Genomic DNA, 10,901 nt, shown 5'->3' on the forward strand with positions numbered 1-10,901 from the left:
GCGCGAGATTCCGCCCGATGCTGACCTTCGTCCTGATCGCCGTGACCGTGCTGGTGTCGTGGCTGGCGTTCGATAAACCCAAACTGATGCAGCGGCTGATCCTGTGGCCGCCGGCGGTGGAGCGGCAGCGCCAGTACGAGCGCCTGCTGACCCACGGCTTCATCCACGCCGACTGGCCGCACCTGCTGTTCAACATGCTGACCCTGTACCTCTTCGGCAGCCAGATCGAACCGGTGCTGGACACGCTGATAGGGCCGCTGGGCTTCGTGTTCTTCTATGTGACCGCGATCATCGTCGCGATCCTGCCGACCTACCTGCGCCATCGCAACGACGCCAACTACAGCAGCCTGGGCGCCTCGGGCGGGGTCTCGGCGGTGCTGTTCGCCTTTATCCTGCTGGCGCCCTGGACGCTGATCTACATACCGATCCCGATGCCGGCGATCGTGTACGCGGTCGGTTACGTGGGCTATTCGTTCTGGATGGATCGGCGCGGCGGCGACAACGTCAACCACAGCGCCCATCTATCGGGCGCGATCTACGGCGTGCTGTTCATGCTGCTGGTGGATTCGCGGATCGGCCCGTTCTTCCTGCAGCAGCTAACAAACCCCCAATTCCGCTGATCGCGCCCGTCCCTCGTAGACGGGTTCAGGCGGCCCAGCGGCTTTCGATGCGGGGCAGGGTTTCCAGTTCCGGAATGGTCTCGCCATAGGCTTCGGCGAGGCGGCCGTAGATGGCGGCGTCGAGCTGCATCAGTTCCTGGGCATCGCCTTCGCCGGCGCGGACCAGGTCGTACAGGCGGGTGACCAGGACGTCATCGCTGACGGCGTTCATGGGCAGGTTCATCGACATGGCCCTTTCCTCTCGTTCGCTTTCCCTCTGGTAACGGGAACGACGCAGAAACTGTGCCAGCGTTTGGGGCCTCCATCACCCCGAATATGTGACGCACGGCGTCAACGCTGGCCGTCCAGGGCCCGCCGGGGCTGACGCGATGGGGCGTGTCGGCCGGGTCCTCGCTCACCCGGCTTGAATGCCCCGCGTGCTACCACCTGGGTAGCGGTGGCACCGCGCCGCCGTCCGTTCGGAGACACGACAGGAGGCAAGGCATGGCGACCAAGAAAGCCGCCAAGACCGTCAAGAAGGCCGCGGCCGGCAAGGCCGCCGCCAAGAAAACGGTCCGCAAGACCGCCGCGAAGGCGCCGGCGCGCAAGACCGCGAAACCGGCGACGAGCAAGGCCGTGAAGAAGACCGCCCGGCCGGCGGCCAAGAAGACCGTGAAGAAAGCGGCCAAGAAGGTCGTGAAGAAGACGGCGAGCAAGCGCACTGCGGTCGCCAAGCCGGCCGCCAAGACGGCCAAGAAGGCCGTCAAGCGCACCGCCAAGCAGGCCGCCGTCAAGAAACCCGTGGCCAAGAACGCGGCGTCGAAGCAGCCCATGGCCAAGCAGGCGGCCGTGAAGAAGGCGGCTGTGAAGAAGGTGGCCGTCAAGAAACCCGTAGCCGAGAAGCCCGTCGCCAGGCAGCCCGTCGCCAAGCAGGCGCTACCGAAGCCCGAGCTCAAGAAGACCGCGCCGCAGACGCCCGTGCCCAGGGCCGCCGCCAAGCCGTCGCCGAAGCAGGCGCCGTCCCGGACGCCGGTCGCAGCGCAGCCCAGCGCCGCGCCCGCGGCGAAGCCGGCCCCGCGTCGCAGCCCGGCCGGCCCGGCCGTGACCCCGAGCGCCACCGCGCCCGCCGCGACCTCGGCTGTCGCCGTCCCGACCGTCGCCGTACGCGCGCCGGCCGCCAAGGCTCCGGTCGAGAAGCCGGCCACCGCCTCGGCACCGGTGCCGACCCGACCGCGTTCGGAGCCGCTCGCGCCCGCGGCGTCGGCATCGGGCGAGGAAGCCGCGAACGCCGAGGCCAGCGAGGCCGAGCGCGGCAGTCCGATCACCCCCGAGCAGGCCCTGGCCAACACCCGCCAGCTGCTCGAGGCCAAGCAGGAGCACGACCGCCAACCGCCGCCCTGGCAGCAGCTGGACTCGCAGCACGGCCAAGTCCCGAAGCAGGGCGCGCAATCGCCGGGCGCCGAGGCCAAGGCCGAGGAACTGCACGCCGCCGAGAGCCGGATGCAGGCGATCCAGGGCAGTATCGGCACCCAGGATCGACGTAACCAGGGCAAGCGCGATAATCGCTGAGCCGACGTATACGGAGCCCGCCAGGCGCGGGCTCCGTCCCCCCCACCAGGAACCTATATGCCCGACATCCAGCACGACGCCGCTCAAGGCCGCTTCTCCACCACCGTCGACGGCGAGATCGCCTACCTCGACTCGCGCCTGGACGGCGACCACCTGGTGATCACCCACACCTGGGTGCCGGACGCCATCGGCGGCCGCGGCATCGCCGGACACCTGGTCCGGGCGGCGTTCGAACACGCCCGTGCCGCCGGCCTCAAGGTGCGCCCGGCCTGCTCCTACGCGGCGGCCTGGATCGAGCGCCATCCTGAATTTTCCGACCTGCTGGGCTGAGCCGACGCTGCAGCGCAGCCCAAGGTGTGACAGCATGCGCGCCCGTCCCCGACCCGCGCCCCCCGCGACCACTCCCGCATGCGCCTGAACAAACACATCAGCGACACCGGCCATTGCTCGCGACGCGAGGCCGACCGCCTCATCGCCGAGGGCCGGGTGGCCGTGAACGGCGTCCGCGCCCGCATCGGCGCGGAGGTCGGCGAGGACGACGAGGTGCTGGTCGACGGCCAGAAGCTGCGCACCCGCGCCGCGATCAAGGGCCAGCGCCAGCACGTCTACATCGCGCTCAACAAGCCGACCGGCGTGACCTGCACCACCGAGTCCTCGGTCAAGGGCAACATCGTCGACTTCGTCGGCCACGAGCGCCGGATCTTCCCGATCGGGCGCCTGGACAAGGAGTCCGAGGGCCTGATCCTGCTGACCAGCAACGGCGACATCGTCAACGAGATCCTGCGCGCCGAGAACAAGCTGGAGAAGGAATACCTGGTCGCGGTGAACCACGAGGTCACCCCGGAGTTCCTGCGCGGCATGAGCCGCGGGGTGCCGATCCACGGCCAGATCACGCTGCCGTGCAAGACCGGCAAGCTCAACCGCTTCGGTTTCCGGATCGTGCTGGTGCAGGGCCTGAACCGACAGATCCGGCTGATGGCCGAGTACTTCGGTTTCCGGGTCAAGCAGCTGATGCGGGTGCGCATCGGCAACGTCAAGTTGGCGTACCTCAAGCCCGGCCAGTGGCGCAACCTGACCGACGCCGAATTGCAGGGACTGCTGCCGCACCGCACCCAGTGGTGACCGGCCGCCGCGCGTAGCGCAATTTCGTCGCGCATTTACATGTGGGCATCACGGTTTGGACGATAATGTCCGCGGAACACCAAAGGACTGCCCCCCATGAAGTATGTCGTCGCCCGGCGCGCCGTCGCCGTTACCGTGCTTTGCCTGGCCATGGTCGCGTGCAAGCGCGAGGCCGCCACCCCCACGACCGCCACGGCGCCGGGCACGACGCCCGAAGCCGCCGCCACCGCCGCGGCCGTGCCTGAGGTCGAACTCAAGGACGTGGCCGAGACCACGCCCGACTACGTGATCGGCATCAGTTACCAGACCCCGGCCGCGAAGTACCCGGGCCTGGCGGCCGAGCTCAAGCGCTATGCCGACGCCGCCCGCACCGACCTGATCGAGGCCGCGCAGGCGCGCAAGAAGGGCGAGGGCAGCGCGCCCTACGACCTGTCGCTGAATTTCACCGAGGTGCTGGATTCGCCGAGCCTGGTCGCGGTCGCCGCCGAGGGCAGCAGCTACACCGGCGGCGCTCACGGCTCGCCGCTGATCGCACGCTTCGTGTGGCTGCCGCAGCAGAACAAGCTGCTCCGGGCCACCGACCTGGTGCCGGACAAGAAGGGCTGGGACGCGATCTCGCGTTACGTGCGCGAGCAGTTGCATTCGGCGCTGTCGCAGCGCGTCGATGCCGACGACCTGGCGCCGGCCGAGCGCGCCGAAGTCGTCGAGAACGCCGGCCGCATGATCGACGACGGCACCGGCGCCGACCCGGCCAACTTCGCCCTGTTCGAGCCGGTGGTCGCGGTCGACGGCAAGATGACCGCGCTGCGCTTCGTGTTCCCGCCCTACGAGGTCGGCCCGTACTCCGACGGCACCCAGACCGTGGAAGTGCCGGCCAGCGTGCTGCTGCCGTTCGTGGCGCCGGCCTACAAGACGCTGTTCGCCGGCGCCAGTAACGAGTAAATAGCAAATAGCAAATAGCAAATAGCAAATAGCAAATAGCAAATAGCCCACCGTCAGCCATTCCCACTCTCGCCACTCACTACCATTACTAATTCCTAGCGACTATTTACTAGTACTAGCTAGCCACTAGCCCCGCCCCCCGAGGCCCCCATGCCCGCCACGTTGCGCAATCGCGTCGTAGCCTTGCTGGCGCTAGCCGACGTCCGCGTCGGCGGCGATCGGCCCTGGGACATCCAGGTCGACGACGAGCATTTCTTTTCGCGCGTGATCGCCCAGGGCTCCCTGGGCCTGGGCGAGTCCTACATGGACGGATGGTGGCGCTGCGAGTCGCTGGACGGGATGCTGTTCCGCCTGCTGCGCGCGCACGTGGACGAACGCGTGCACGGCTGGAGCGCGCTGTTCGACGGCCTGCGCGCGCATCTGATCAACCTGCAGAGCCGCAAGCGCGCCTTCACCGTCGGCGAACGCCACTACGACCTGGGCAACGACCTCTACCGGGCCATGCTGGGCTCGCGCCTGGTCTACAGCTGCGGCTACTGGCGCGACCGCGACGGCGCGCCGCTGCACGATCTGGACGTTGCCCAGGAGGCCAAGCTCGACCTGGTCTGCCGCAAGCTGGGCCTGCTTCCGGGCATGCGCGTGCTCGACATCGGCTGCGGCTGGGGCGAGGGCCTGAAGTTCGCCGCCGAACGCTACGGGGTGAGCGGCGTCGGCGTGACCATCTCGCGCGAGCAGGCCGAGTACGCGCGCGAGCTGTGCGCGGGGCTGCCGGTGGAGATCCTGTTGCAGGACTACCGCGATCTGGGCGCGGGCGCGCTGGGCGACAGCGGTAGCGGCGAGGCCGACCCGCGCTTCGACCGGGTGTTCTCGCTGGGCATGTTCGAGCACGTCGGCGTGCGCAATTACGCCGTCTATTTCGACGCCGCGCGGCGCTGCCTGAAACCCGACGGCCTGTTCCTGCTGCACACCATCGGCGGCAACCAGTCGGTCACCCACACCGATCCGTGGATCGGCAAGTACATCTTCCCGAATTCGATGCTGCCTTCGGCGCAACAGATCGCCGCGGCGGTCGAGCAGCGCTTCGTGATCGAGGACTGGCATAACTTCAGCGCCGACTACGACCTGACCTTGCAGGCCTGGCGCAGCAACGTCGAGCGCGCCTGGCCGGAGCTGGACGCGCGCTACGACGAGCGCTTCAAGCGCATGTGGCGCTTCTACCTGGCCGGCGCCATGGCCAGCTTCCGCAGCCGTCATGCGCAGCTATGGCAGCTGGTGCTGTCGCCGGAAGGGGTGCCCGGCGGGTATGTGGCGCCGCGCTAGAGGCCAGCGGGCAGCGTGCCTTGCGTGCGCGGTGTGTCGTGGTGGCGCGATCGCGGCTTACGCCGCTCCCACAGTGAGAGTCGCACCGCTTTCTGTGGGAGCGGCGTAAGCCGCGATCGCGAAAACCCAGCGACGACGACGGCCCCGCAGAGCCGCCGTCTCCATCCCAGCGAAACTCAGCCGGCGCTTTGCTGTTCCTGCGCCAGCTTGCTGTGGCGGATGCCGTAGCCGAAGTACACCAGCAGCCCCAGCGACAGCCAGATCACGAAGATCAGCCAGGTAATCGCCTGCAGTTCGGACAACAGCCAGATCGAGAAGCCGATGCCGACGATCGGGATCAGCGGGACCAGCGGGGTGCGGAACGCACGGTGCAGGCCCGGCTTGCGCACCCGCAGCAGCCACACCGAGGCGCAGATCACGATGAAGGCCGACAGCACGCCGATGTTGACCAGCTTGGCGACCTCGCCGATCGGCAGCAGGCCGGCGACCAGGGCGGTGAACACGCCCAGGGCGATGGTCGGGCGGTGCGGGGTGCCGTAGCGCGGGTGGATCTTGGCGAACCAGCCCGGCAGCAGGCCGTCGCGCGCGAGCGAGAACCAGATCCGCGCCGCGCCCAGCATGAAGGCGAACAGCACGCTGGCGATGCCGATCACCGCCGAGAACGCGATGGCCTTGGCGATCCACGGCAGGCCCAGCGCGGCGAACGCGTCCGACACCGGCGCGTCGCCGCCCAGGGTCGAGTAGTGGGCGATGCCGGTCAGCACCAGCGACACCGCCAGGTACAGGACCATCGACACGCCCAGCGACAGCAGCACCGCGCGCGGCAGGTCGCGCTGCGGGTTCTTGGATTCCTCGGCCGCGGTGGTCAGGGTGTCGTAGCCGAACACCGCGAAGAACACCACGGCCGCCGCGGTGCCGACACCGGCGAAGCCGAAGTGGCCGACGCCGTCGGCGCCGATCACGCGCTCGGGAATGAACGGCGTCCAGTTGGCGGTGTCGATGTAGAACACGCCCACGCCGATCACCAGCAGCACCGCCAGCACCTTGATCGCGACGATCAGGGTGTTGAAGCGTGCGCCCCACTCGGTGCGGAACACCAGCAGCGCCGAGACGGCGAGGGTGACGCCGGCGGCGATCACATTGAACACCCGGCCTTCGCCGGTGCCCATCGCGCCTTGCGCCCACACCGGCAAATGGATGCCGACGCCTTCCAGCAGGACCTGCACATAGCCCGACCAGCCGATCGCCACCACCGCCACGATCAGGGCGTACTCCAGCAACAGGTCCCAGCCGATCAGCCAGGCCGCGAGCTCGCCCAGGGTGGCGTAGCTGTAGGTGTAGGCGCTGCCGGTGACCGGAATCATGCCGGCGAATTCGGCGTAGCACAGCGCCGCCGCGGCGCTGGCGATGCCGGCGATCAGGAACGACAGCGCGACTGCGGGACCGGCGTTCTCGGCTGCCTGTTGGCCGGCCAGTACGAACACGCCGACGCCGATGATGCCGCCGATGCCGATCGCGGTGAGCTGCCATAGCCCGAGCACGCGGCGGAAATCCGAACGTTTGCCGATGTCGGCCTGAAGTTGTTCCACCGACTTGTGCCGCAAGATACGCGCCAACAGGCTCATCCGCTGTCCTCCCCAGTGATCGCAGCATCATAGCCGCTGCCGCGCCGGACGGTGGCGCATGGGCGGTTGCATGCGGCCACTCCGGGCGCGTCACAACCGCGGGCGTGATTCGTTTTTCCTGTCACCGGGCCAACAGGCCACGACAGGAGAGATTCAATGAGCATCCGCTGGAACCGCACCTTTTCCGACCTGATCCGGCGCAGCCGCCCGGCATTTTGGGGCAACTGGGCGCTCAACGCCCAGATCCAACCCGGTGCGGTCGGCATCGTCGATCCGGAGTCGGGCGACTTCCGATTGGTCCGGGAGCGGCTGCCCGATGTCGATATCCGGCACACCGCGACCTCGAGCTCCTGGCAGCTGACGTCGGAAAGAGTCTCGCGCACCGAGGCCAGCGTCGACGTCAGCGCCGAGGCCACCGATCCGGACTCCGGCATCAAGGGCGAGGCCGGCTTGGAAGTGAGTTGGTCGATGGCCAACAGCAACTCGATCGCCTCGGAGTTCTCGCTGCGCCAGGAGTCCTTCCTGAACGACATGACGGTGGTCGAGCGCAGCGTCGACTGGCTGGCCGAGCAGGCCGCGTCGGTCGGCTTCGGCGGGCGCGGCGAGATCGCCCAGGGCTTCGGCGTGGTCACCAACGTGATTTTCGCCAACAGCGGCCTCAACGTCGGCTCGCAGTCCGACGATGCCTCGTTCTCGATCGCCGGCCGCGCCAGCGCGGTCCAGGAAATGCTCGGCGGCGCCAGCGGCAAAGGTTCGTTCAGTTCGATCCGCAAGGCGCGCGACGTCGACCGCCACCTGTGGCCGGACCAGGCCAACACGCGGCCGGTCGAGCCGGTGCCGATCGCCTATTCGTTCGCGTCCTTCGACGGACGCCTGCTGATGCCGAACTGGATCGGCAAGCTCGGCGGCTTCCAGATCTTCTTCAACAACCGCCCCGGCAGCACCTACATCACCCGCATCTTGCTGACCTACAACACGCCCAACGGCCAGCGCCGCGAACAGTTCGAGATCAGCGGCGGCCTGTCGCGCACGATCGGCAACATCCCGCTCGACGCCACCGACATCGATCTCCACGTGACCTTCGTCGGCCTGGTCAATTCCGATCACTACCGCCGTCATTGGGCGCGGCCGCTGGGGCAGTGGCTGAGCGGCCAGCGCCACATCGAGATGTCGGGCGTGTGGCCGGGCCAGACCCACTTCTCGGTGCTCGAAGAGTGATCGCATCCGCGACCGCCGTTGCGGTCGCGGCTTCCACCGCTTAGTCCATCGCAAGGGCGCCGTGCGCCCGGAGCCAGCACCATGACCTACGAATACGTCAAAGATGTCACCGACAAGAAGATCTCCAAGCTCGACAATCCGGTCGCCGCCGAGGCGACGCTGCAGACCATCGACACGCTGTGCACCGAGACCGAACCGGTGAACGGCGACCAGGTCAACCAATGGCTGCTGATCCTGAAGCAGAACGGGATCGTCGCCCAGAAATGGGCGACCAGCGCCAACGGCATCGAGATCTATCCCAGCGGCAAGCGCAGCGAGGACCGGCTCGGCATCACCGTCTGCGACGGCACGGTGACCGCGATCAACGCCTGGAAGAGCGCGCACTGAAGGCAGGCGCGGCCCGGCGCGATGCCGGGCCGCCAAGAGGCAGGGCCGGCCGCGGCCGCGTGCGTTGTCGCCGTGCGCGGCCGCGGCCGGCGCGGAATGCGAGCGCGGTCGCAGTCCGGCGATCGCGGCGGACGACGGTCAAGTCCGCGCAATCTTCGCCGGCGAGCATGGCGATGCCGGCACGCAGGGGAGCCGGCCTTCCCCCATGCCCGAGGTTGCCCGCCATGACCCCGCATTGCACTAAGCTGGCCCGGCTGTTCGGCGCGTTGCTGCTGTCCGCCGTCAGCGCCGCCGCCTGCGCCGAGATGCCCGCCGTGACCGACCGTACGCCCGACCGGCACGCCCCGGACCGCCATGGCCTGATCGTGATCGGCCACCGCGGCGCCAGCGGCTACCGTCCCGAACACACCCTGGAGTCCTACCGCCTGGCGATCCGCATGGGCGCCGACTTCATCGAGCCCGACCTGGTCGCGACCCGCGACGGCGTGCTGGTCGCGCGCCACGAGAACGAGATTTCCGGCACCACCGACGTCGCCGCGCATCCCGAGTTCGCCGACCGCCGCACCACCAAGACCCTCGACGGCGCCGCGGTCACCGGCTGGTTCACCGAAGACTTCACCCTGGCCGAACTCAAGACCTTGCGCGCCAAGGAGCGCATTCCGGCGATCCGTCCGGCCAACGCGCGCTTCGACGGCATGTACCAGATACCGACCTTCGCCGAGGTCGTGCGCCTGGCCCAGCGCGAGAGTCGCGGCGGCCGCCGCATCGGCATTTATCCGGAAACCAAGCATCCGACCTATTTCGCCCGCGAAGGCCGGCGCCTGGACGGCACGCCGATCGCGATGTCGCTGGGCGCCAAGCTGATCGAAACCCTGGTCGCCGAAGGCTTCACCGACCCGCGCCGGGTCTACATCCAGAGCTTCGAATTCGAGAACCTGATCGAGCTCAAGACCCGGATCATGCCGCGCGCCGGCGTCGATCTGCCGCTGGTGCAGTTGTACGACGACTTCCAGAGCCGCAGGCCCTACGACCTGGCCTATAACCTCGCCCATGGCGCCGATCTGGGCGCGATCTACGGCGGCCTGGCCCAGCAGGCCGAGGGCGGCCTGGGCGCGAACACACGCTACGGCGACCTGGCCAGCGAGCCGGTGCTGCGCTGGATGAAGGCGAACTACGCCAGCGGCGTCGGTCCGTCCAAGAGCAGCCTGCTGCCGCGCCTGGCTTTGGATCCCAAGCTCGACGCCGACGGCGACGGCAAGGCCGAACTGGGCACACGCAACACCGGCGTCGTCCATCCGATGCTGGCCTGGGCGCTGAAGGCAGGGTTGGTGGTGCATCCGTATACGGTGCGCGCCGAAGAACCGTTCCTGAGCTTGAGCCCGAACGGCATCCCGCAGACCGCGCTGGCCGAGGCCGTGCAGCTCTACGGCCTGGGCGTGCAGGGCTTCTTCACCGACCAGCCCGACATCGGCGTCGCCGCGCGCGAGATCTTCCTCGACCTGCACCGCCCGCTGCGCGAGCGTTGAGGCTGCGCGTCGTTTTTGCCTGGGGGCAGGGCGGTGCGAGCCGCCCGAATCGAAACCCGCCTTGAGGGGCAGGGGCGGTGCGAGCCGCTCCGTCCCGAATCGAAACCTGCTGGGGGTAGGTGCGGCGCGAGCCGCGACCACGCCAGATCGGACGCGGCGCAAGCTTCGGCAAGCGCTCCGCGAACTCGCGTTGGACGGCGCGGGGGTTCGCGGTTCGCGGTCGCGGCTCACGCCGCTCCTACCCCAAAACATACGGCCAGCCGGCGCTTTCTGTGGGAGCGGCGTAAGCCGCGATCGCGCCAGATCCAGTGCGAGGCATCGGCACCTTCTGTGGGAGCGGCGTAAGCCGCGATCGCGCTAGATCCAGTGCGAGGCATCGGCGCNGGAGCGGCGTAAGCCGCGATCGCGCYAGATCCAGTRCGASGCATCGGCRCCTTCTGTGGGAGCGGCGTAAGCCGCGATCGCGCTAGATCCAGTGCGAGGCATCGGCGCCTTCTGTAGGAGCGGCGTAAGCCGCGATCGCGCCAGATCCAGTGCGAGGCATCGGCACCTTCTGTGGGAGCGGCGTAAGCCGCGATCGCGCTAGATCCAGT

11 protein-coding genes are annotated in these 10,901 nt (G+C 68.5%); 9 read left to right on the plus strand and 2 right to left on the minus strand.

Annotated features, from left to right (window positions below):
* Window positions 1–17 precede the first annotated feature (17 nt).
* On the plus strand, window positions 18–620 hold the full coding sequence (locus ASE10_RS12485; protein ID WP_055906173.1) for a rhomboid family intramembrane serine protease: 603 nt from the start codon (window positions 18–20) through the stop codon (window positions 618–620).
* 25 nt (window positions 621–645) lie between these two features.
* On the opposite strand, the gene ASE10_RS12490 is transcribed toward ASE10_RS12485, so the two are convergent.
* Window positions 646–849 carry a hypothetical protein gene (locus tag ASE10_RS12490; protein WP_055906178.1) on the minus strand — a complete coding sequence of 68 codons (204 nt, stop codon included), beginning with the start codon at window positions 847–849 and terminating at the stop codon, window positions 646–648.
* Between the two features lie 254 nt (window positions 850–1,103).
* Here ASE10_RS12490 and ASE10_RS21100 point away from each other — a divergent pair, with 254 nt between their 5' ends.
* From ASE10_RS21100 to cfa, 5 genes are all read left to right on the plus strand, one after another.
* Window positions 1,104–2,168: a hypothetical protein gene (locus tag ASE10_RS21100; protein WP_055906182.1), complete on the plus strand. Its 1,065-nt coding sequence runs from the start codon at window positions 1,104–1,106 to the stop codon at window positions 2,166–2,168.
* Window positions 2,169–2,225: 57 nt separating this feature from the next.
* Window positions 2,226–2,498, plus strand: coding sequence for a GNAT family N-acetyltransferase (locus ASE10_RS12500; protein ID WP_055906185.1), 273 nt, complete (start codon window positions 2,226–2,228; stop codon window positions 2,496–2,498).
* A gap of 78 nt (window positions 2,499–2,576) precedes the next feature.
* Window positions 2,577–3,290: a pseudouridine synthase gene (locus ASE10_RS12505; protein WP_055906188.1), complete on the plus strand. Its 714-nt coding sequence runs from the start codon at window positions 2,577–2,579 to the stop codon at window positions 3,288–3,290.
* 96 nt (window positions 3,291–3,386) lie between these two features.
* The gene (locus ASE10_RS12510) at window positions 3,387–4,232 is read left to right on the plus strand and encodes a DUF3298 and DUF4163 domain-containing protein (RefSeq protein WP_055906191.1); all 846 of its coding nucleotides are present in this window, start codon (window positions 3,387–3,389) and stop codon (window positions 4,230–4,232) included.
* A 150-nt stretch (window positions 4,233–4,382) separates the two neighbouring features.
* The gene (cfa, locus tag ASE10_RS12515) at window positions 4,383–5,552 is read left to right on the plus strand and encodes a cyclopropane fatty acyl phospholipid synthase (protein WP_055906195.1); all 1,170 of its coding nucleotides are present in this window, start codon (window positions 4,383–4,385) and stop codon (window positions 5,550–5,552) included.
* 176 nt (window positions 5,553–5,728) lie between these two features.
* Here cfa and ASE10_RS12520 read toward each other — a convergent pair whose 3' ends face one another.
* Window positions 5,729–7,177 (minus strand): amino acid permease, encoded by a 1,449-nt coding sequence (locus ASE10_RS12520; protein WP_055906198.1) that lies wholly within the window; start codon window positions 7,175–7,177, stop codon window positions 5,729–5,731.
* Window positions 7,178–7,333: 156 nt separating this feature from the next.
* On the opposite strand from ASE10_RS12520, the gene ASE10_RS12525 reads away from it, so the two are divergent.
* From ASE10_RS12525 to ASE10_RS12535, 3 genes are all read left to right on the plus strand, one after another.
* Window positions 7,334–8,395, plus strand: coding sequence for a hypothetical protein (locus ASE10_RS12525; RefSeq protein ID WP_200944198.1), 1,062 nt, complete (start codon window positions 7,334–7,336; stop codon window positions 8,393–8,395).
* An 81-nt stretch (window positions 8,396–8,476) separates the two neighbouring features.
* The gene (locus ASE10_RS12530; protein WP_055906201.1) at window positions 8,477–8,782 is read left to right on the plus strand and encodes a hypothetical protein; all 306 of its coding nucleotides are present in this window, start codon (window positions 8,477–8,479) and stop codon (window positions 8,780–8,782) included.
* Between the two features lie 224 nt (window positions 8,783–9,006).
* Entirely contained in the window at window positions 9,007–10,308 is a 1,302-nt protein-coding gene (locus ASE10_RS12535; RefSeq protein WP_082559811.1) for a glycerophosphodiester phosphodiesterase family protein, read from the plus strand.
* The last annotated feature ends 593 nt before the right edge of the window (window positions 10,309–10,901 follow it).

Source organism: Lysobacter sp. Root76, from assembly GCF_001428685.1.
GTDB lineage: Bacteria > Pseudomonadota > Gammaproteobacteria > Xanthomonadales > Xanthomonadaceae > Lysobacter.

Bases quoted from the DNA above. Each gene is read 5' to 3' on its own strand.
- ASE10_RS12485 (WP_055906173.1), top strand. From the start codon at position 18: ATGCTGACCTTCGTCCTGATCGCCGTGACCGTGCTGGTGTCGTGGCTG.
- ASE10_RS12490 (WP_055906178.1), bottom strand. From the start codon at position 849: ATGTCGATGAACCTGCCCATGAACGCCGTCAGCGATGACGTCCTGGTC.
- ASE10_RS21100 (WP_055906182.1), top strand. From the start codon at position 1,104: ATGGCGACCAAGAAAGCCGCCAAGACCGTCAAGAAGGCCGCGGCCGGC.
- ASE10_RS12500 (WP_055906185.1), top strand. From the start codon at position 2,226: ATGCCCGACATCCAGCACGACGCCGCTCAAGGCCGCTTCTCCACCACC.
- ASE10_RS12505 (WP_055906188.1), top strand. From the start codon at position 2,577: ATGCGCCTGAACAAACACATCAGCGACACCGGCCATTGCTCGCGACGC.
- ASE10_RS12510 (WP_055906191.1), top strand. From the start codon at position 3,387: ATGAAGTATGTCGTCGCCCGGCGCGCCGTCGCCGTTACCGTGCTTTGC.
- cfa (WP_055906195.1), top strand. From the start codon at position 4,383: ATGCCCGCCACGTTGCGCAATCGCGTCGTAGCCTTGCTGGCGCTAGCC.
- ASE10_RS12520 (WP_055906198.1), bottom strand. From the start codon at position 7,177: ATGAGCCTGTTGGCGCGTATCTTGCGGCACAAGTCGGTGGAACAACTT.
- ASE10_RS12525 (WP_200944198.1), top strand. From the start codon at position 7,334: ATGAGCATCCGCTGGAACCGCACCTTTTCCGACCTGATCCGGCGCAGC.
- ASE10_RS12530 (WP_055906201.1), top strand. From the start codon at position 8,477: ATGACCTACGAATACGTCAAAGATGTCACCGACAAGAAGATCTCCAAG.
- ASE10_RS12535 (WP_082559811.1), top strand. From the start codon at position 9,007: ATGACCCCGCATTGCACTAAGCTGGCCCGGCTGTTCGGCGCGTTGCTG.